Raw genomic sequence first — 19,677 nt, forward strand, 5'->3', positions numbered from 1 at the left:
GGCGGAGGTTCCACTGAGCAGGGGCAGGGCGACGTGGAAGGTGGACCCCTGGCCCACCTGGCTCTCCACCCAGATTCGACCGCCGTGGCGCTCGACGATGTCGCGGCTGATGTACAGGCCCAGGCCCAACCCCCCATACGAGCGGGAGGAGACGTTGCGGGCTCGGAAGTAGCGCTCGAAGAGCATCCGCTGCTGGTCCTCGGGGATGCCGATGCCTGGGTCCTTCACCGACAGCAGCGCCAGCTCTCCATGCGTCTCCAACGTCACCTGGATGACGCCGCCGTCGGGGCTGTACTTGAAGGCGTTCTCCACGAGGTTGGAGATGACCTGCTCCAACCGGTACGGGTCCGCGAACACCTGCACGGCGTTCTCGGGCCGCTGGTAGCGCAGCTCGTGGCCACCGCGCTGCGCGTCCATGGCCTGGAGGACATGCTCCACCAGGCTGTCCATCCGCGTGGCCTGCGGGTGCAGCGCGAGCCGGCCGGCCTCGATGCGCGAGGCATCCAGCAGGTCATTGATGAGCCCTGTCATCCTCAAGAGGTGCTGGCGCGCATGGCGCAGGAGGGTGGGGTCCACGCTCTCTCCCCGCTCCAGCCTCCGCTCCAGGGTGGCCAGCCGGAGGCTCAGCGGGGTGAGGGGTGTCTTCAGCTCGTGCGAGGCGATGGACAGGAAGTCGTCGCGCACGCGGATGGCTTGCTGGGCCTCGTGATACAGCCGCTCGCGCTCTTCCTCGGCGAGCTTGCGTTGGGTGATGTCCTCCACCAGCACGCCCACGCCCAGCGTCCGCCCATCGGGTGCGCGCACCGGATAGCAGCTGCCCGCCAGCAGCCGCCGTGGGCCGGGAACGCCCATCACCTTCGTGTCCACTTCCTCCTCCACCACGGGCTCGCCCGTTTCGAGCACCCGTCGCAGCATCTCCTCGACAGCAGGCCCGCCCGGGCCGAGCACCTGATGGGGGTCCTTTCCCAGGTGCTCCTCGGCGGGCCTGCCGTTGATGCGCGCCAGCCGCTCGTTGACGCGCACGTAGCGCAGCCGCGCGTCCACGAAGCCCAGGCCCACGGGGGCGCTGTCGAAGAGCATGGTGAGCAGCGCCAGGCTCTCGTCGCGCTCCCGCTCCGCGAACCGCCGCTGGGAGACGTCCTCGACGATGCCCACCCCGCCCTCGACGATGCCCGCGTCGTTGTAGCAAGGCGCGAAGCGCACGTGGACGGGCGTCACCTTGTGGCCGGTGACGGAGACGTAGTCGCCCTCGTAGTCCGCGCTCCGGCCCGCGAGCGTCTCGCGCACGCAGCGCATCATCCCCTCGTCGCGCAGCGACAGGAGGTTCAGTCCCACGATGATGCGCTTGGTGGCGCCGAGGATGGTGACGAAGCGCTCGTTGCAGGCGGTGATGACGGGTGAGGTGTCGTAGTGGAAGATGCCCAATGGCGCGTTCTCCACCACCAGCCGGTAGAGGTCTTCCCCCCGGGCCCGCGTTTCGACGAGCCTCGCCGCCCCTGCGTGGCGAGGGTGCTCCAGCGGCTCGCGCAAGGTGTCGATGACCTCGTGCAGGCGTCGGAGGCTGAGGACGATGCGCTCGTCGTCACCCTGGCCCGACGTGCCCACGGTGAGCTCCACCAGGATTTCCACGCCGTCGCGACGGCTCGCGAAGACCCGGGTGGGGCGACCTTCCAGGGCGTCCCCGCGCGACAGCAGGTAGCGCACCAGGCTCTGGCCTTCATGGCGCCGCATGCGCTCCGGGAAGAGTCGGGAGACGGGCTGCCCCTGGAGGTCCTCGCGCTTCCAGGCGAACAGCCGCTCGGCCGCGCGGTTGAGGAAGCACACCCGCTCGTTCGCGTCGCAGGCGACCAGCGGGTCGACGGCGGCATCCAGCCAGGCGCTGAGCTCGGCGTTGGCTCCGGCCATGTTCTCCCCTGGGCCCCGCGTCGGCCGGCCCTTGGCGACCGCTGGCACCCACGACGTGACTCGCGAGGGATTTCCGTCCCCTTGCCTACAGGTAGCCATCAGGGCCGTCTGCCGCGTCGGCCCACGTTCCTGGGCTGCACGGGCCCGGCACGTTCGTGTGCTGGGCGGCCGGACGCGCGAAGGTGCCTAGCGTCGGCGGCCGCTGGCTCCGGGCTTGCCCGCCTTCTTGCGCGCTGGAGCCTGCTTGCTCCGGGCCTTCGGGGCCTTCTTCTTCGCGCTCTTCGGCGACGAGGGCAGCGGCGCGGGACTCGCGGGCGAGAGCACCTCGAGCCGCTCCCGCAGCGCGCGCGTCACGTCCTTCAGCGCGTCCACCTCCTCGCGCAGCGAAGCCAGCTCCCGCGCCTGGGGCTCACCCTCGCGCAGCGAGCGCACCGTCTCCCGGGCGGCGCGCCGGGCGCGGGCATCACTCATGGGAGTGCTCTCCAGGGCGGAGACGATGCGCCGGTCTCCGAGCGTCCGCGCGGCCTCGAAGACGCCCATCTGCACGCGGAACATCGAATCACGGAGCAGCTCCGTGAGCAGGTCCACGGCCTCGCGCTGTCGGCCCGCGACTTCCGCCAGCTTCGCCACGGCCTGGGTGGCGGCGCGGCGCAGGAAGGCGGGCTGACCGTACGCGGTGCGCGCCTCCACCAGCGGGAAGGCGGCGGGGTCCTGCGACTCGGCGAGCCCGTCCATGGCGCCCACGGCGATGACGTCCTGGAAGGACGCGCGCGTGGCGGCCGTCTCCAGCACCGTCAGCGCGTCCGCGGCGCGCAGCTTGCCGTAGCTGCGCGCGGCCTCTGCCTCCACGAAGTAGCTGGTGTCTCCGGACTGCAGGAGGGCGCGGAGGAGCGCGATGACCTCCGCGTCGCGGCGGAACTCGCCCAGCGCGGCGACCACGGCGCGGCGCACGCGGGGGTGCTCGGCGCGCAGGGCCAGGAGCAGGCGCGCGCGGGCCTCGGGTGTGCGGATGCGGCCCAGGGCCCTGGCGCTCGCGGCGCGGGTGCCCCAGAACAGGCGCGTGTCGGTGAGGGCGGTGCCCAGCGCCTCCACGGCGCGGAAGCCTCCGTCCCGGCCCAGGGCGTGCGCGGCCTCGGTGCGAGCGCGCGACTCCGGCGCGGCGCGCAGCTCCTCCAGCCAGAGGCCCACGGACTTGTCGACCTCCAGCGTGCCAAGCACATCGCGACGCGGGTCCACTCGCACCTGCGTGGGCGCGGTGGGGCAGGGCAGGTGGAAGAAGTGCTCCGCGTCCGTCACCTCCAGCCGGTGCGAGGTGTCCTGGCCGTCGGTGGTGACGAGGACGTCCAGCGGCAGGCGGAACAGGGGCGTGCCGGAGTCGGTGCGCTGCGTCTGCCGCACCTTGAGGCGCAGGCGGCGGTCCTCGGCCTCGTAGCGCACCTCCACCTTGAGCTCCGGGTGGCCGGGCGCGAAGACGTACTGGTCGAAGAAGGCGTCCAGGTTGTGGCCGGTGGCCTGCTCGAAGGCGCGCGACAGGTCCACCGTCTCCACCGAGCCATGGCGGTGGCGGGAGACGTAGTGGCGCAGACCCTGGAAGAACAGGGCATCACCCAGGCGGCGGCGCAGTTCGTGGAGGACCAGGCCGCCTTTCTCATAAAGGTGCCGGTCGAAGACATCGAGAGGCGCGTGGAAGCGGCGCGAGACGATGGGGCGCGCGTAGCGCTCCTTCACCTCGCCCAGGTACGCGTCCAGGTCCGCGAGGCGGTGCTGGTCGGCCTCGTCCTGACCGTCGGCGCGCTCCTTCCACAACACCTCGAACCAGGTGGCGAAGCCCTCGTTGAGCCAGCCGTGGGGCCAGTCGCGGCAGGTGAGCAGGTCGCCGAACCACTGGTGCGCCAGCTCATGGGAGATGAGGGGCTCCGCGTTGTAGTCGGCGTGGGCGCGCGCGTCGTGGAGGACGGAGTCGGTGAGGCTGGTGGCGGTGGTGTTCTCCATGCCGCCGAAGATGAATTCGGTGAGGAACACCTGCGCGTAGCCGCTCCAGGGGAAGGGCTCTCCGGTGGCTTCCTGGAACACGCGAATCATCTCCGGAGTGCGGCGCACGCAGCGCAGCGCGTCCTCGCGCCGGCCGCGCGGGAAGAGGTAGCGCAGCGGCACGGTGCCCGACGTGTCGGTGAGCTCCTCGAAGTCGCCCACGGCGAGCGTGACGAGATAGGGCGCGTGCGGCTGCTCCATCCGGTAGTGCTGCGTGCGGCGGCCGTCCTGGACGTTGTCACTCACGAGCACGCCGTTGGACAGCGCGGTGAGGCCCTCGGGGAAGGTGGCGATGAGCTCCGAGGTGGCCTTCTGCGCGGGCGTGTCCAGACAGGGGAACCAGCAGCGCGCGTCGGTGTCCTGGTTCTGAGTCCACGCCTGACGGGGCCGGTCCGGATAGGCGGCCTCGGGTCCCCAGAAGTACAGGCCCCGGCGCGGACGGGCGGCGTAGTGGACGGCGACCTCCGCGGCGTGACCGGGCTCCAGGGGCGAGGGCAGGTCCACGCGGACGTGTGTCCCGGAGTTGGAGAAGCGGGCGGGGCGCCCGTCGACGAGGACGCGCGAGACGTCCAGGTCCACGGCGTCGAAGGTGAGGGTGGACAGCGAGCGGACGGCGGAGACGCGGGTGGTGCAGACGCCCGTGACGCGGCCTTGCTCGAAGTCGAGCTCCAGCTCGATGCGGACGTGCTCGGCGCGGACGGGCCGCTCCGCGGCGTAGTGCTCGGTGGCGCCAGGCAGGCCAAAGGCGCGGGACTGAGGGAGGGCGGGCTCGGAGGAGTGACGGTGGCAGCAGCGCATAAGCAGGGAGGACTCTTTCCCAAGCGCGAGCCACCGTCGAGACGATGTTTCGCCGCACTGTCTCTCCCTGCACCCTCGCGCGGGGGCACCGGACGTATCATCTGCCGGGTGGGGGCGCTTCGGACTACGTTGTCCACCGTGCAGTTCGTCCTCTTCTTCTCCGACAAGCAGGTGCGCGAGCAGCTCTTCGCCCATGTGGATGGGACGCGAGGGTTGTTGCTCGTGACCGGGGTGCGTCATGGGCCGGCCATGCGCTCGCCAGAGGCGCGCGAGCCCTTCGCCACCCTGGAGTTCCTCCATGGCCGCGTGCTGACGCAGGTGCTGGTGGCGGACGAGGGCACCGCGGACGGCATGTGGAGGGACCCGCTGGGGGATTTGGGCGACCGGCTCTACCCGGAGAGTCGGGACGACGCGTACGCAGTCACCAGCGGCTACCTCCTGCTGGAGGACGGACGGCCGCGCAAGGTGGTGCGCAAGCACGGCCTGCCCGCCAGCGACCTGTGGTTCCTGGAGGACGCGCTCAGCCAGCTCACCTCCCGAGTCCCCGCGCCGGACCCGGCGAGGAAGCCCGGCACGAAGCGGCCGGAGCGCGCCCCCAGGTCCCCTCGTCGCCCGGCGAGCACCGGCGCCTCGGAGGCGTCAGGGCCCCCGCCGGCCGATGAAGGCTGGCGCCGCCGCGCGGGTGGCGAGGGCTCGCGCGCTCCGGGAGGCAGCCGGCGCGTCAGACCCGAGCGGGCCGCCGCCTCGGAGCCGTCGAGGCCCTGGGATGATGCGTCGGGCCAGGACACGCGGGAGACTCACGCGGCGGACTCGGAGGCGACTCCGCCGCGAGGCACCCGCGCACCGCTCCGCATGCCCGCGCGGAAGGACGCCTGGGCGGTGCTGGGGCTCGCGCGAGACATGTCGCTGGACGAGGCGCGCAAGGCGTTTCGCGCGCTCATCGCCGGCTACCACCCGGACAAGGTGGCCCACCTCGCGCCCGAGTTCCAGGAGCTGGCGGAGCGCCGCACGCGCGAAATCCTGGAGGCGTGGGAAGAGGTGGAGGGCGAGCTCAAGTCGGGGACGTGAGCGGGGGGGCTGGCTCAGCCCACGTCGGGCACGGGCGCGCCGGGCAGGGCGAGGATGGCGGGCGCGGACTCCAGCGCGAAGCGCGCGACGATGGGCATGTGGTCCGACAGCCCGTGGAAGCGGCTCTTGAAGTCCCCGAAGGGGCTGGTCTCCTGGGTGTCGAGCCAGCGCACTCCGCCGCCGGAGAACATGTGGTCCAGGTGCATGCGCATGTGCATGAAGCCGGCGGTGGGGAAGCCCCGCGACACGTTCGGGTCAATCTGCCCGACGGCGGCCTGGGCGCAGGTGAAGCGCACGTCGCCCGTGAGGTAGCGGAACACGGGCGTGGCCGGCGGCGAGTTGAAGTCCCCGCAGACGACGAACGGCTCTTGCGCGGAGAGGATGCCCACGAAGTCCGCCAGCTTGCGCGCCTCGTGGAGCTGGTTCACGCCGCAGCCCATCTTGTCCTTGGTGGACCAGAACTCCCGCGCGAAGGGCGTGGGCAGGCTCAGGTGCGTGTTGAAGACGTGGAAGGGGCGGTTGTCCTCGCGCCGCAACAGTCGCATGTGCGCGCAGATGCGGCTCTGCTTGCGGTCCTTCAGTCGCTGGACGTGGTGGTGGGTGATGGCCTGGGGCGCGTCCACGTTGTGCTTGTCCACCTGGAGGGTGCGCTTGTTGACGAGCACCGCGAGTCCCGTGGTGTAGAGCGACACCTCGCCCAGCTTGTAGTGGTGGGCGCGGAAGTAGAACGCCTCGTAGGGCATCTCCCGACCCTGGGCGGTGAAGGTCTCCTCCATGCGCCCCATGAAGGCCATCAGCTGCGTCTCGCCGGGCAGCTTGGGCCGGTGGGCAATGGTGCTGCGCAGGGACGTCGTCTCCACTTCCTGGAGGCAGACGACGTCGGGCAGCGGGTCCAACGACGCCAGCGCGGCGGCCACGCGGCGCTTGGGGCCCACGGTGCTCGCGAGGCCCCGGAGCATGTGGCCGAAATAGCGGACGTTGTACGTGACGATTCGCAACGAGGAGTCGGGCATACGAGGTCCGTGCCCGTCCCGGGCACAGGCAGAAGGTACTCACATCCCGGCCGTCGCGCCCTCTCTTCCTTGTCGGTCGGCCTCCCGTCAAACAGTCGACGCTGGCCCGCGCTCGCCGTGCCGCCGCCGCCGTGCTTTCCTTCCCCCGAGGATGGAGGCGCCCGCCTGACCGACGGGGTGGCGGGCGTCCCGCGCGCGAAGGGCCGGCACGGGGCATTCCTCGAGGGAGACACAGCGATGTTCAAGGTCGCGAGGAAGTGGGGCTTGCCGCTGATGCTGGTGATGACCGGCTGCGGCAAGTTCGAGCAGGAGCAGTACGACGTGACGTTGGACGAAGCCCAGGCGCAGGCCGTCCCCTATGCGTGCGTCGACAAGACGGACAAGGAGGCCCAGCCGATTCCGGGCACCGGCGGACCCTCGGGGCTCGCCCTCCAGCAGCGCTGGATTGTGCGCGCCGAGGAGTATGGCGCCACGAGCCTGGAGGTGCCCGACGTCGCCTTCACCCTGCACCGGGGCGACCAGGCCATCGTCGACAAGGATGACGCCCCGGACGTCCTCGGCGGGACGACCTCCGACAGCGGGCCGTTCCAATACGTCCACCTCCGCAGCGTGCCCGGGGTGGGCGCGGGCACTCCGTCGGTGAGCTACGTGCTGCGCTTCTACATCGCCAACGACTCGCTGGAGGACGACACCATCGAGGGCTTCATCGACGCGCGCGCCACGTCATACGAGGGCGCCGGAACCGACACGGTGGACCTGGAGGAGTGCACCGCCAAGGTCCGCTTCACCGGTCGCCGCGTGAAGTAGGTCCCCAGCGCCGTGCGTGCCGTCATGGCGCGCGCTTCACCCGCACCACGGTGTCCAGCAGGTGCTCCAGGGCCTGCTGGGGCTCCTGGCTCAGCCCCGAGTGCACCGGCCCCGTCTGGAGGATGGTGCTGCGCGGGGCCACCAGCCAGTGCCAGCGGTCCTTCTGGGGGAGCTGGCCGATGGGGCCCGCGTGTTTGCCACCCTCGCAGACGCGGCGGAAGCTCTCCAGGTGGCAGCGCACCGTGTCCACGTCCACGTCGGGCGCGAGCGCCTTCAAGCGCGCCTCGTCCAGCTCCACGCGGGCGCCGAGGAAGCGCTGCGTGGTGCAGAAGAGGACGACGCCCACGTTGATGAACTCCTCGCGCTCCACGCGGGGGACGACGCGGATGATGGCGTAATCAAACGAACTGTGCGCGGGCACGTGCCGCCTCCTCGATGAAGGCCGGCAGGGCCTCGATGCGCTTGAGCAACCAGGTGACGTAGCCCGCGCGGTGCGCGTCCACGGTGGGGAAGGGGGACTCGGCGGCTTGCAGCCAGCCCTCCGGGATTCCGGCGACGGTGGCCTCCACCCGCTCGCGCGTGAGGTGGGCCTTCAGCGTGTCCTGGGCCTGGGGCAGGGCGTTCGCCCAGGGCAGGAGCACGTGGTCCTTGATGGGCGCGAAGCGGCTCTGGCTGCGCTCCTCCCAGTCCTCCCACGCGTGGTGGAAGTAGAGCGAGGCGCCATGGTCGATGAGCCACAGCTCCCGGTGCCAGCACAGGAGGTTGGGGTTCTTCGGCGTGCGGTCCACGTTGGTGATGAAGGCGTCGAACGCGACGAGGGCGGAGGCCACGGCCGGGTCTGGCGCCGGGCCCGCCACCGGGTCGAAAGTCACCGAGCCCGGCAGGTAGTCCAGCGCCAGGTTCAGCCCCGCGCTCGCCTTGAGCAAGTCCCGAATCTCGCTGTCCGGCTCGTTGCGGCCCAGGGCCGGGTCCAGCTCCACCAGCACCATCTCCGGCACGCGCAGGCCCGCCGCCTTCGCCAGCTCCGCGGCGATGAACTCCGCGATGAGCGCCTTGGCGCCCTGTCCGGCACCCCGGAACTTCACGACGTACAGCCCCGCGTCGTCCGCCTCGACGATGGCGGGCAGCGAGCCCCCCTCGCGCAGGGGCGTCACATAACGCGTGGCGACGATGGTCCTCGGCATCCTCCGCTCCCGTCCTCACTCGGCCCGGCTTCCACACGGGGCCCGAGGGCCGCGCTCTACCACGCCCCCTCGCCCCACGAGGGCTTCACCGGCAGTGGAAAAAGCAGCCCCGAGGAAACTGCCCCGGATGAGGTGCGACAATGGGTGACAGGCCGTTCGATTCCGATCCCCCACGGAGCCCATCATGACCGTCACCCGCAAGCCCACGTCGCTCCCGTCGCCCGTCACCCGTACCCAGGAGTCCACCCGTCCGGAGGCTCCCGCGACGACCGAGTCCCGCGTGGTGGCCCGGCCCGGCAAGAACGGCACCGACGGCTTCGACTCCGGTAAGACGGCGCGTCCCAGCAACTTCGTGGACCGCCCCACGGGCCAGCGTCCGGACCCGAGCGCCCCGGTGCTGCCGGCCACGGCCTTCGCCTTCGGCCCTGGCAAGGTCTCCATCGCCGGCCGCGACGCGTCCACACCCGTCACGCTGACGGCCTCCGCCACGCCGAACGCGGCGGTGAAGGACCTCCAGACGGTGACGTCCACGGTCAGCTTCGACCAGGACGTGGCGCTGGATTCGCTGAAGCTGAACCTGGACCTGCCGCACACCTACCGCGGCGACCTGGTGGTGAAGCTGACCAGCCCCTCCGGCAAGACGGCGACGGTGTCGGACCGCCAGGGTGGCAACGCGGACGACGTGAAGGGCACGTTCGACCTGAGCACCGCCTTCAAGGGCGAGTCGGCCAAGGGCACCTGGACGCTGTCCGTGGAGGACAAGGCGCGCGCGGACACGGGCACGCTGAAGAGCTGGGGCCTGGAGGCCGCTGGCAAGACGGCGGGCCCGGTGGACCCCAAGCCGCCCAAGCCCACGGGTGAGCCGATTGTCGCGGTGTTCGACGGCGGCGTGGACTTCAAGCACGCGGACCTGGACAGCGCCATGTGGACCAACCCGGGCGAGGTCGCCGGCGACGGAATCGACAACGACGGCAACGGCGTGAAGGACGACATCCACGGCTTCAACGTCGGCTTCAACAGCGGCGACGTGATGAAGGGCCAGGGGACGGACCACGGCACGCACGTGGCCGGCATCATCGCCGCCGAGGACAATGGCCAGGGCAACACGGGCATCGCCGCGGGCAAGGCGAAGGTGATGAGCATCGGCGGCCTGTATGACGGGGCGGACCTGCTCACCAACTTCGAGCGCGGCGTGGACTACGTGGTCAACATGAAGCAGAACCACGGCGCCAACATCCGCGCCCTCAACGCCAGCTTCGGTGACGAGTACCGCGACGCGGCCTCGCAGGCCCGCTGGACGGCGGCGGTGCAGAAGCTGGCGGACGCGGACATCCTGCTCGTCGCGGCCACGGCCAACGGCAATGGCAGCAACATGAACAACGTGGCGGACATGCCCGCCAACCTGAACCTGCCCAACGTCCTCACCGTGGCGTCCATGGACAGGAACAACGACAAGCTGGCGCGCTTCTCCTCGCACGGCGACAAGGTGGTGGAGCTGGCCGCCGTGGGCGAGGACGTGCTGAGCACCGTGCCCGGCGGCGACTGGGAGAAGATGAGCGGCACTTCCATGGCCACCCCGACGGTGGCGGCCGCCGCGGCCCTGATGTTCGCCGCGAACCCCGACCTGACGGCCGCCCAGGTGCGTGATTTGCTGGTGAAGACGGTGGAGGTCGACCCGGACCTCAAGGGCAAGGTGAGCACCAGCGGCAAGCTGGACATCGCCGCCGCCGTGAAGGCCGCCAAGGAGTTCGTCGCCACGCCGCCCACGACGGTCGCGGAGCGCTGAGTCCCCGCACGACTCGCTCGAGAGGGTGAGTCCCAGGTCCCCGGTCGCCGCCAGCTTCGCGGCCCGGGGACTTTTTTTGGGCTCGATTTGATTGCGCGCAATTTAATTGAGCCCTAATCATAGGCCATGGCGTAGGACGCGGTGCCCGTCGGAGACGGGGTGGCCCGGTTGTTGGGGGTTGAACGGAGCAGGCCGGAGGTTGTGGTGAAGGGGCTCCCGCCGTCGTGTGTCGCCGCTATCTGAGTCCACCGTTTCGCTTTTACGAACCCGAGCTGGAATTCCAGGAGAGAGAACCATGGCCCCCGTCACGATTTCGCCGCTGTACACCGCCCACGCCACCGCTCACGGAGGCCGCAACGGGAAGGTCCAGTCGTCGGACAAGGTCATCGACCTGCCGCTGGCGATGCCCAAGGAGCTGGGCGGGGCGGGAGGCACGGCCACCAATCCCGAGCAGTTGTTCGCGGCGGGCTACTCCGCCTGCTTCGAGAGCGCGCTGCGGCTGGTGGCGGGCAAGGGCGGCAAGAAGCTGGGGCCCGAAGTGGGCATCACCGCGAACGTCACCATCGGCAAGACGCCGGACGGAGGCTTCGGGTTGGCGGTGGAGCTGCAGGGCATCCTCCCGGGCATTCCCCGCGACGAGGCGGAGAAGCTGATGCACGCGGCCCACGAGGTGTGCCCGTACTCGCGCGCCACGCGTGGCAATATCGACGTGAAGCTCTCCGTCGCGGAGTAGTGGACGGCCCCGTGTCGCCGCGGCGCGTGGGTGCGCCGTGTCGCGGCGGTACGTGGGCATGCCGTGTCTGCACTTGAGTGCACCGTGTTGCGGCGACGTGTGAGTGCACCGTGTTGCGGCGACGTGTGAGTGCACCGTGTCACGGCGGTACGTGGGTGCGCAGTGTCGCGGCGACGCGTGAGTGTTCCGTGTCGAGGCGCGCGGGTGATCCATCGTGGCGCGGGGATGCTCCATTCCGGTGCGTGAGTGCTCCATCCTGGCGCGGGGCCTGAGCGCCTCCGTGTCGTGTCGGACACGATGTGCACCGTGGGACTCGCGGGGTTTCCCCTAGTGCTGGCCTGGCGCTCGCGTGCTGGTGACACGCGCGTGCGTCGCGCCCCGACGCGCCCCCTCCGAGCGGGCCTCGCGGCGTGCCCCACGGAGGCCCTCTGGCATGCCCCTTGAAGTCGGGTGGTGTCGAAGGGGGGAAGTCAGCATGCGTGAGCGTCAGCTCATTCCGATGGAAGTAGCGGGTGTGGCGGTCTCGGGAGCAGCGCGGATGTTGCTGGAGGAGCCCGACATCGAGGAGTTCTTCGGGTGGTTGCGGCCGGAGGCGGGAGGAAATCCTCCCGGCCGGTGGAGCGCGGCGGAGGGCACCCGGCTGTTCGCGGTGGCGGAGCGGGGCTCGGGAATCATCGGACTCGCGGCGCTCACGAACATCCGTCGCGAGGAGCGCTACGCACGGGTGAGCTGTGCCATCGCGCCGGAGTATCGCCGGGAGGGCGTGGGGCACTGGACGATGACGGAGCTTATCCGTCAGGGCGTGCGACTGGACGGACTGCGCCACCTGGAGACCTGCGTGCGCGGGGGGAGGGGGACATCGCTCCAGCTCATGGAGTCCCTGGGCTTCCGCGCGCTGGAGGTGCCGGGCTTTCCGCCCATGGACGCACGGCCCGGTGGCTATGTGTACCTGCGTCTGGATTTGCCCGTCGAGTCCCGGGAGCATCTCCTGCTGATGCCCACGCGCAATCTTTGCGCGTGAAGACAGATGGGCGATGAAGGTTGGCGTCGGGCTGGGGGACTTAGAACTGGAACCGGAACGACGACCCGAGCATCGGCAGGTATCTCCAGCCGGAGCCGATTCTCCAGGACCCAGGCTACAGCCGAGAGATGGCCGAGAAGGGGTATGGCGTGCCCGCGTACGCGTACGCGGCAAACAACCCTCTGTACTGGTCCGACCCGACCGGCCTCGCGTTTGATGAGACTTGCTGGGCGGCATGCATCGACGAGGTCAATCCCCTGGAGAACAATCCCCTGATGTGTGGGGACTCAGATTCGTCGATGGGGAATGATGGCTCCGACTTCCCATGGGGCTCGGCAATCTCGCTCGCGGCGGGACCGTACTGGAAGCCGTTTGGTTATCAGGCCGGCGCTTCGCACTTCACCTCTCCCTGGCGGCTCATGAACATCGCGTCACGAAGTGTTTCCGGGCGTCCCGTGTTCCCGGGTCCCGCGACGAAGCTGATGGGGCGTGCCAGTGTCATGTGGATTGTCGCCGCGGGCATTACGTCATGGGGCGTCATTGGCGCCTGTGCCGCTGAATGCTCGGGACGATAGGGAGCCTCATGGCAAGCACCGCTCATGTGGATGTCGTCGCCCGCCGCAGGATTGCCGGTCTGCTTCGGGGGTTCATCGAGGGACAGCTCTCCAACATGGAGCTGGATAGGGACTACCCGGGGCAATCCCTGGACCCAGCCGTGCATGAGGTCTATCGGCGCACCTTCCGGTTCCAGGACGACTTCCGCGAGTATCGGACCACGGGGCAGTTCGCACTCCCTGACGAGCAGAGGGACCTTCTGGGTCGCTGCGCTCTCTTCATGGAAACCGAACTGCCCTACGAGTGGCCGTTGCCCCTTCAGTCCGTGGCCTCGTGGTTCTCTTCGCTCTTTCGGCGGAGTCCACGTGGGACCGTCAGGCGCTCTCGTGGCGAGCGCTCGGCGTGGCCATTCTTCCGGCAAGCGGACCTTGATGCCGCCAGAGGGACACCTCCAGCGGCGCGGGGAGGTGATTGATGCCGACCGATGGATTGAGCTCAACGGTCGGCACAAAAGGCGGTCAGGCCGTATGAGCTAGAACCGCTTCACCTCGGTGAGCACCTGTCGTGAATACCGTGTCACCGCGCCGAATCGAGCCATCGATTCGGCGCGCAGGTGCTTCGCCGCGTCGCTCGCCGTGTAGCGCTGGAAGTCCGCTTCACTGGCCAGTTCGAAGTGACACACATACCGGGCCCACCCATCCTTCGCGGGCTCGGTGTCGCGCCACTTGCGGCAGCCGAGGAACCCGGGCTCCCGCAGCACCTCGGGGACATGCGTCCCCTCGTGCCACGGGTTCCACGCGTCCTCGGCGCCGGGCTCCACTTCGATGACCACCGTGTAGAGCGCGAGCACTGTCACGGCTGCCACGCGCCCCAGTCCACCAGCTTCCGACCACCCATCGACTCACGCTTGCCCTTGGGCGTGACGCGGTAGAGGAAGTCGGAGAGCGGCGAGAAGCGCGCCTCGTGCGCCAGCCCGCTCAGCGTCTTGTCCCACGGGTCCGCGGCGAACATCCGCGAGCCCACCTGCTTCAACCCTTCCGCGCCCTCCGCCGAGTCGAGCTGGAGCACCGCCAGCTTCTTCGTCCCCACCGTCAGCGTCTCGCGCACCGGCGGCGCCGCGTTGGGAATCGCGGGCGGCCACTGCTTCGGGTCCAACGCATCCCAGAGGAAGGACAACAGCGCCTCCTCCAGCGGCACCGCGCCCGCCTGCGCGAAGTCCTTGCACGGCTCGCCACCACTGCCCGCCGGCGCCAGGCCTTCCGAGCGCAACACGAAGCCGCGCTCGGCGCCCAGGCACGTGCGCAGCACCGACTTCGTGCCCTCCGACTCCGCCTCGAAGTCGAACCACGTCCCCGGCCCCAGCGGCGACTCGCGCTCCGGCACCTTGCCCGCATCACCCGTGCCCTGCTTCACCTCCACCAGCGTGAGCTGATGGCTGCCCGGCACGCGGAAGCCCGCGAGCGTGGTGCTCGCGTCCAGCAACCCGTTCGTCAGGTACAGCGGCCCCGCGTCCACCGCGTACAGCCGATTCTCCAGCGGACCGTCCACCGGGCGATTGTCACGCAGGTAACGTTTCGCCTCCCACGTGCGGCCCGCGGCCGTGGGCTGCTCGGCGCTCTGCGTGCCCTCGCGCTCCGCTTCCAACGTCCGCGTGGTGTCCGTGCGCATCGGAAACGTCAGCACGCGCGAGAGCTTCGGCTGCTCCAAGGGCTTGCCCGAGTCGCTGGTGAAGCCGAGCGTCAACCACACCCACGTGCCCTCCACCGCCGCCACTTCCAACGTCACCTTCCCCGCCGCCGCGGCGCCATTCGCATCCCCCGGCTGGCCTCGAATCCCGGAGAACGCATAGACGACCTTGTCGCCCACGCGGGCCCGCTGCCAGGGGGAGTTTCCCTTCTGGGGCGCGGGTGACTCCGGGGTGGCCGCCTCCGTGGGGCCCTCCGCGGCGCCGCCTTGCGTCACGGGCACGCCGTCAGTGGGACTCACGGCGCGCGGCTTCGTGCTCTCACAGCCTGCGCCGAGCGCCAGCGCCGCGCACACCAGCGCGGAACGGGACAGGAAGGTTGCGGTGGGCTTTCGCATTCGGGCGTCACCTCGCGGGGCCTGAGCGCGGCATTGCGCGACCCCTGGGCGGGCTTGATACACCGGAGCGCAGGCTGTCCCCAACTTCCTGGAGTTCCATCACTCATGGCCACGAACCTGCCCATCCGTCGTGTCGTCCTCTACAAGCATGGCGTCGGCTACTTCGAGCGCCGGGGCGGAGTGACGGGCAGCGACACGCTGCACCTGGACTTCAAGGCGCGCGACATGAACGACGTGCTGAAGTCGCTGACGGTGTTGGACTTGTCGGGCGGCTCGGTGTCCGCGGTGAGCTACGACTCCACCAAGCCGCTGGAGCAACTGCTCTCGGAGGCCACCATCCGGATTCCGGAGGACGGCAGTCTCACGGCGCTGCTCGGTCAAATCAAGGGCGCGCGCGTGCGGGCGCGCGTCGGGGGCGGCCAGGTGGAGGGCGCCATCATCGGCCTGGAGTCGCTCGCGGTGGCGGCCGGGGAGACGAGCGTCGTGCGGCCCTTCCTCACGCTGCTGGTGGGTGGCTCGCTGCGCACGTTCGACGTGCTCGACATCGCGGAGCTGGAGTTCCTCGACGAGGCGGTGCGCAAGGATTTGGAGTTCTACCTGGCCACGGTGTTGTCCTCGTACAAGAAGGACAGCAAGCGCATGTCCATCCTCACCTCCGGCGAGGGTGAGCGGGAGGTCTTCGTCAGCTACGTGCTGGAAGCGCCGGTGTGGAAGACCAGCTACCGCATCCTCCTGGACGAGGGCGAGCCGCCGCTGCTCCAGGGCTGGGCGCTGGTGGACAACACCGGGGACGAGGACTGGGTGGACGTGTCGCTGGCGCTCGTCGCGGGCCTGCCGGTGTCCTTCGTGCACGACCTCTACAACCCCCGCTACATGAAGCGGCCGGTGGTGGAGGTGCAGACGGAGGCCGCCGCCGCGCCGGTGATTCCCGAGGAGAGCTTCGGCGGCTCGATGGACATGATGGAGAGCGAGGCCATGCCGATGATGGCCGCGCCCGCCGCCGCCCCGGGCCGCTCCAAGAAGATGATGCGCAAGGAGGCGAGCTTCGTGGGAGGCCCGGGCGGCGGTGGTGGCCCCCGGCTGCGCGAGGTGCTGGAGCAGAGCAACCCGGTGACGACGCTGACGAAGGAGGTGGGGGACCTCTTCGAGTACGGCGTGGACCGCCCGGTGACGGTGCACCGCAACCAGAGCGCGCTGGTGCCCATCCTCCACAAGCCCTTCGAGGGTCGCCGGGTGCTCCTCTACAACCGCACGACGCGCGAGAAGAACCCCATGGCCTGCATCGAGCTGAAGAACACCACGGGCCTGACGCTGGAGGGCGGGCCGGTGACGGTGACCGAGGACGAGCGGTACGTGGGCGAGGCGATGCTCGACACCATGAAGCCGCAGGACACGCGCTTCGTGCCGTACGCGGTGGAGCTGGGCTGCGTCGTCTCCGTGGAGGACCGCACGGAGGACGGGCCGGTGTTCCGCGCGGTGGTGAGCCGGGGCTCGCTGGTGGTGGAGTACTTCCACGTGCGGCGCACGAAGTACCTGGTGCGCAACAAGGCGCAGCGGCCGCAGGTCCTCTTCGTGGAGCACCCGCGCTCGGGCTGGGAGTTGGAGAAGGACATGCCCGCGCCCGCGGAGACGACGGACGGCTTCTGGCGCTTCAAGCGGGACCTGGCGCCGGGCTCACAGGACGAACTGGTGGTGTCCGAGCGCACGCGCGGCCACCGGCAGTACTCCATCTCCAGCGCGGGGCCGGACGAGGTGGCCTTCTTCCTGTCGCAGCGCTACGTGGACGCGAAGATGGCGGACGCGCTGCGCGAGGTGATTGCCATCCGCGAGCGCGTGGCGGCGCTGACGCGCGACGAGCAGCAGCTCACCGCGGAGCGCGCCCAGCTCTTCAAGGACCAGGAGCGCATCCGCGCCAACATCGAGTCGCTCAAGAGCGGCGTGTCCCAGCGCGAGCTGGCCGAGCGCTTCGTGGCCAAGCTCAACGAGCAGGAGGACCGGCTCGAGGCCATCACCCGCGAGCTGGAGCGACTGGCGAAGGAGCGGCAGGCGGCTCAGGAAGAGCTCAACCGCCGCGTCCAGTCGCTCAGCTCGGAGGCGGCCTTCTAGGCGGGGCTCACTTCTCCGCCGCGCGATAGACTTCGTCGCCGCCCACGACGGTCAGGCGCACCTGGGCGCCTGGCAGCTCGGCGACGGGCGCGTCCACCGGGTCCACCGACAGCGCGACGAAGTCCGCGTCCATGCCGGGCTGCAGCCGTCCCCGCCGCGCCTCCGCGAAGGAGGCGTAGGCCGCGCCCACGGTGAAGCCCTCCAGGGCCTCCTCGCCGCTCAGCCGCTGGTCCGCGTACCAGCCGCCCTCGGGCGTGCCGCGCGCGTCCTGCCGCGTGCGCGCCGCGTAGAGACCCGCGAGCACCTCCGGCCGCTCCACCGGGAAGTCACTGCCCAGCGCCAGCACCGCGCCGGAGGCCTTCAGGCGCTGCCACGCGTAGGCGCCTCGAATCCGCTCGGCGCCCACGCGGGCCTCCGCCCAGGGCATGTCGCTGGTGGCGTGCGTGGGCTGCACGCTGGCCAGGAAGCCGCCGCGCCCCAGCCGGTCGATGTCCTCCGGGCGCATCACCTGCGCGTGCTCCACGCGATGGCGACCGTCGCGCGTGCCCGTGGCCTCGGCCGCGCGCAACAGCGTGTCCAGCACCAGCGTGTTGGCGCGGTCTCCAATCGCATGCGTGCACACCTGGAAGCCGCCCGCCATGAAGGACCTCACGCGCCGCTCGTACTCCTCCGGCGTCATCATCAGGAGTCCCCGGTGCCCGGGCTCGTCGCTGTAGTCCTGGTGCAGCGCCGCGCCACGGCTGCCCAGCGCGCCGTCCAGGACGAGCTTCACCGCGCGCAGCGTGAGGCGCTCGCCCTGGTAGGGGCCCTCGCGCAGGTACGTCTCGCGGTCCGCGGACTGCCCGTCCGCCATGGCGTAGACGCGCAGGGGCAGCTTGCGCTCCTTGTCCCAGCGCTGGAGCAGGCGGAAGGTGCGCAGGTCCATGCCCGCGTCGTGGACCCCCGTGAGGCCCGCTCGCGCGGCCCGGGAGAGCGCCGCGGTGAGCTGCGCGGCCAGCTCCGCCTCCGTGAGCGAGGGCAGCACGGCGTAGACAAGGCCCATGGCGTTGTCCACGAGGATGCCGGTGGCCTCACCGTCCGCGCCGCGCAGAATCCGTCCGCCCTCCGGGTCCTTCGTGTCGCGGGTGACGCCCGCGCGCCGCAACGCCTCGCTGTTGACCCACGCCGCGTGTCCGTCGATGCGCGCCAGCATCACCGGCACGTCGGGGTGCTTCGCATCCAAATCCTGCCGCGTGGGGAACGCCTTCTCTGTCCAGTCGTTCTGGTCCCATCCCTGGCCGACGAGCCACTCGCCCTGGAACGAAGTGCTCGGCGCCGAGGCGACGCGCGCCAGGGCCTCCGCCTTGGACGTCGCGCCCAGCAGGCTCACCGTCGCCTCCCACTGGCCCAACGCGGACAGGTGGCCGTGTGAGTCCGTCAGGCCCGGCACCACCGTGGCCTCACCCAGGTCCACCACGCGCGCGCCCGCGCCCGCCGCGGCGAGCACCTCATCCCGCGTGCCCGTGGCCAGCACCTTGCCCTCGCGCACCGCGAGCGCCTCCACCACCGGCCGCGCCGCGTCCAGGGTGCGGATGCGCCGCGCCACGTACACCGACGTGCCCGTGGCTTCCGCACCCGGCGTGTTGCGCGTGCAGCCGCTCGAGGCCGAGAGAAGGACCACCGCACCGAGGAGTCCGCCGAGTCGTCGCAGCATCTTTCGCGCACCTGCCTGGGAGACCGCCCCGAGCGTGGGACGGGCGCGACACTCTGGCGCACCCGCACCGCACGGGCCAGCATCCGGCGCGTGACGCGCCGCGGCCCGGGCCCACGGAGAATCCCACCGACTGGCTCCGGGCGGCCCCTTCACTCCAGGAGGGACCAGGCGACTGCTCCAGGTGTCGGGCTCGGGCGCGCCCACCCTCCGTCGCACCGCACGCGGAGCGAGAGCAGGCGGCGAAAAGATGGTTGCGCCACGCAAGCTTCCTGTCCGGGGGGCTTGACGTCAGAGAGGGGGACTTGGCGACGAGCCGGGGCGTGAGGGATGTTGCGGCGTCTCACGTTCCCTGGAGTCGTCATGAACCTGAACCTGTCCAAGTCCCGGCTCGGGCCCACCGCGCTGCTGGTCGTCGCCGCCCTCTGTCTGACCACCGCCGCGGGTTGCGCCGGCCGCCGCCGCGAAGCCTTCCTGCACGACAAGACGCGGACCCACGTGTACCGCAAGCCCATGGCCGAGGTGTGGCCTCAGGCGCTGGCCCTCCTCAAGGAGAAGGGCTACTCGCTGCGCGTGGGCGCGCAGGGCTTCGAGGCGACGTCTGAGTGGCTGATGCACGGCGCCCCCTCGTCGCTGGGCACCACGCAGGTGCGCTACCACGTCAAGGGGACCGAGCGTGGCCCCGGCCAGTGCGCCATCGAGTTCCACAAGCAACTGGCCACGGAGACCAAGAGCGCCAGCTCCGGAGGCCGTTCCCAGGAGCTGAATGACCCGGGCGTCCGCGCCGACGGCGGCAACATCAACCGCGACGCGGAGATGGAGTGGGAGCTGCTGCAGAAGGTGGACGCCGAGTCCGCCGCCGCGCTGCGCGCCGAAGCAGACAAGGTCCAGTAACGCT

Annotated in this window: 15 protein-coding genes; 7 read left to right on the forward strand and 8 right to left on the reverse strand. The window is 70.4% G+C overall.

Going from position 1 to position 19,677, the window contains the following annotated elements:
• Both FJV41_RS26810 and FJV41_RS26815 read right to left on the reverse strand, forming a co-directional pair.
• The coding region (locus tag FJV41_RS26810; RefSeq protein ID WP_141645406.1) for a PAS domain-containing sensor histidine kinase at positions 1–1,905 on the reverse strand (1,905 nt) is incomplete at its 3' end.
• A gap of 186 nt (positions 1,906–2,091) precedes the next feature.
• Positions 2,092–4,734, reverse strand: coding sequence for a M1 family aminopeptidase (locus tag FJV41_RS26815; protein ID WP_181790959.1), 2,643 nt, complete (start codon positions 4,732–4,734; stop codon positions 2,092–2,094).
• A gap of 138 nt (positions 4,735–4,872) precedes the next feature.
• Here FJV41_RS26815 and FJV41_RS26820 point away from each other — a divergent pair, with 138 nt between their 5' ends.
• On the forward strand, positions 4,873–5,802 hold the full coding sequence (locus tag FJV41_RS26820; RefSeq protein WP_141645407.1) for a J domain-containing protein: 930 nt from the start codon (positions 4,873–4,875) through the stop codon (positions 5,800–5,802).
• 14 nt (positions 5,803–5,816) lie between these two features.
• On the opposite strand, the gene FJV41_RS26825 is transcribed toward FJV41_RS26820, so the two are convergent.
• Positions 5,817–6,815 carry an endonuclease/exonuclease/phosphatase family protein gene (locus tag FJV41_RS26825; protein ID WP_141645408.1) on the reverse strand — a complete coding sequence of 333 codons (999 nt, stop codon included), beginning with the start codon at positions 6,813–6,815 and terminating at the stop codon, positions 5,817–5,819.
• 237 nt (positions 6,816–7,052) lie between these two features.
• Between FJV41_RS26825 and FJV41_RS26830 the strand changes: the two genes are divergently transcribed.
• The gene (locus FJV41_RS26830) at positions 7,053–7,622 is read left to right on the forward strand and encodes a hypothetical protein (RefSeq protein ID WP_141645409.1); all 570 of its coding nucleotides are present in this window, start codon (positions 7,053–7,055) and stop codon (positions 7,620–7,622) included.
• A gap of 22 nt (positions 7,623–7,644) precedes the next feature.
• On the opposite strand, the gene FJV41_RS26835 is transcribed toward FJV41_RS26830, so the two are convergent.
• Both FJV41_RS26835 and FJV41_RS26840 read right to left on the reverse strand, forming a co-directional pair.
• Complete coding sequence (locus FJV41_RS26835; RefSeq protein ID WP_141645410.1) at positions 7,645–8,043, reverse strand: DUF3037 domain-containing protein; 399 nt, start codon at positions 8,041–8,043, stop codon at positions 7,645–7,647.
• A complete protein-coding gene (locus FJV41_RS26840; RefSeq protein ID WP_141645411.1) occupies positions 8,021–8,806 on the reverse strand; it encodes a HipA family kinase in 786 nt (261 codons plus the stop codon). Before FJV41_RS26840 ends, FJV41_RS26835 begins: the two co-directional genes overlap by 23 nt.
• Before the next feature lie 184 nt (positions 8,807–8,990).
• Between FJV41_RS26840 and FJV41_RS26845 the strand changes: the two genes are divergently transcribed.
• The 3 genes from FJV41_RS26845 (at position 8,991) to FJV41_RS26855 (ending at position 12,346) form a co-directional block, all read left to right on the forward strand.
• A complete protein-coding gene (locus tag FJV41_RS26845; RefSeq protein ID WP_141645412.1) occupies positions 8,991–10,592 on the forward strand; it encodes a S8 family serine peptidase in 1,602 nt (533 codons plus the stop codon).
• 295 nt (positions 10,593–10,887) lie between these two features.
• Positions 10,888–11,325 carry an organic hydroperoxide resistance protein gene (locus FJV41_RS26850; RefSeq protein ID WP_141645413.1) on the forward strand — a complete coding sequence of 146 codons (438 nt, stop codon included), beginning with the start codon at positions 10,888–10,890 and terminating at the stop codon, positions 11,323–11,325.
• Positions 11,326–11,800: 475 nt separating this feature from the next.
• On the forward strand, positions 11,801–12,346 hold the full coding sequence (locus FJV41_RS26855) for a GNAT family N-acetyltransferase (RefSeq protein ID WP_181790961.1): 546 nt from the start codon (positions 11,801–11,803) through the stop codon (positions 12,344–12,346).
• 1,087 nt (positions 12,347–13,433) lie between these two features.
• On the opposite strand, the gene FJV41_RS26865 is transcribed toward FJV41_RS26855, so the two are convergent.
• Both FJV41_RS26865 and FJV41_RS26870 read right to left on the reverse strand, forming a co-directional pair.
• Entirely contained in the window at positions 13,434–13,766 is a 333-nt protein-coding gene (locus FJV41_RS26865; protein WP_174457460.1) for a DUF4286 family protein, read from the reverse strand.
• The gene (locus tag FJV41_RS26870; protein WP_141645417.1) at positions 13,754–14,983 is read right to left on the reverse strand and encodes a DUF6068 family protein; all 1,230 of its coding nucleotides are present in this window, start codon (positions 14,981–14,983) and stop codon (positions 13,754–13,756) included. The genes FJV41_RS26865 and FJV41_RS26870 overlap by 13 nt, the downstream gene beginning before the upstream one ends.
• Positions 14,984–15,088: 105 nt before the next feature.
• Here FJV41_RS26870 and FJV41_RS26875 point away from each other — a divergent pair, with 105 nt between their 5' ends.
• Entirely contained in the window at positions 15,089–17,089 is a 2,001-nt protein-coding gene (locus FJV41_RS26875; protein ID WP_141645418.1) for a hypothetical protein, read from the forward strand.
• A gap of 7 nt (positions 17,090–17,096) precedes the next feature.
• Here the strand turns inward: FJV41_RS26875 and FJV41_RS26880 are convergent, their stop codons facing one another.
• A complete protein-coding gene (locus FJV41_RS26880; RefSeq protein ID WP_141645419.1) occupies positions 17,097–18,782 on the reverse strand; it encodes an amidohydrolase in 1,686 nt (561 codons plus the stop codon).
• A 360-nt stretch (positions 18,783–19,142) separates the two neighbouring features.
• Here FJV41_RS26880 and FJV41_RS26885 point away from each other — a divergent pair, with 360 nt between their 5' ends.
• Positions 19,143–19,673, forward strand: coding sequence for a hypothetical protein (locus FJV41_RS26885; protein ID WP_141645420.1), 531 nt, complete (start codon positions 19,143–19,145; stop codon positions 19,671–19,673).
• Positions 19,674–19,677: the final 4 nt, after the last annotated feature.

The sequence above is a fragment of the Myxococcus llanfairpwllgwyngyllgogerychwyrndrobwllllantysiliogogogochensis genome, from assembly GCF_006636215.1.
Taxonomy (GTDB): domain Bacteria; phylum Myxococcota; class Myxococcia; order Myxococcales; family Myxococcaceae; genus Myxococcus; species Myxococcus llanfairpwllgwyngyllgogerychwyrndrobwllllantysiliogogogochensis.

What these genes read in the sequence shown, in the direction of transcription:
- FJV41_RS26855 (WP_181790961.1), top strand. Translation starts at nt 11,801, where the DNA reads ATGCGTGAGCGTCAGCTCATTCCGATGGAAGTAGCGGGTGTGGCGGTC.
- FJV41_RS26840 (WP_141645411.1), bottom strand. Translation starts at nt 8,806, where the DNA reads ATGCCGAGGACCATCGTCGCCACGCGTTATGTGACGCCCCTGCGCGAG.
- FJV41_RS26885 (WP_141645420.1), top strand. Translation starts at nt 19,143, where the DNA reads ATGAACCTGAACCTGTCCAAGTCCCGGCTCGGGCCCACCGCGCTGCTG.
- FJV41_RS26830 (WP_141645409.1), top strand. Translation starts at nt 7,053, where the DNA reads ATGTTCAAGGTCGCGAGGAAGTGGGGCTTGCCGCTGATGCTGGTGATG.
- FJV41_RS26870 (WP_141645417.1), bottom strand. Translation starts at nt 14,983, where the DNA reads ATGCGAAAGCCCACCGCAACCTTCCTGTCCCGTTCCGCGCTGGTGTGC.
- FJV41_RS26880 (WP_141645419.1), bottom strand. Translation starts at nt 18,782, where the DNA reads ATGCTGCGACGACTCGGCGGACTCCTCGGTGCGGTGGTCCTTCTCTCG.
- FJV41_RS26825 (WP_141645408.1), bottom strand. Translation starts at nt 6,815, where the DNA reads ATGCCCGACTCCTCGTTGCGAATCGTCACGTACAACGTCCGCTATTTC.
- FJV41_RS26845 (WP_141645412.1), top strand. Translation starts at nt 8,991, where the DNA reads ATGACCGTCACCCGCAAGCCCACGTCGCTCCCGTCGCCCGTCACCCGT.
- FJV41_RS26815 (WP_181790959.1), bottom strand. Translation starts at nt 4,734, where the DNA reads ATGCGCTGCTGCCACCGTCACTCCTCCGAGCCCGCCCTCCCTCAGTCC.
- FJV41_RS26850 (WP_141645413.1), top strand. Translation starts at nt 10,888, where the DNA reads ATGGCCCCCGTCACGATTTCGCCGCTGTACACCGCCCACGCCACCGCT.
- FJV41_RS26875 (WP_141645418.1), top strand. Translation starts at nt 15,089, where the DNA reads ATGGCCACGAACCTGCCCATCCGTCGTGTCGTCCTCTACAAGCATGGC.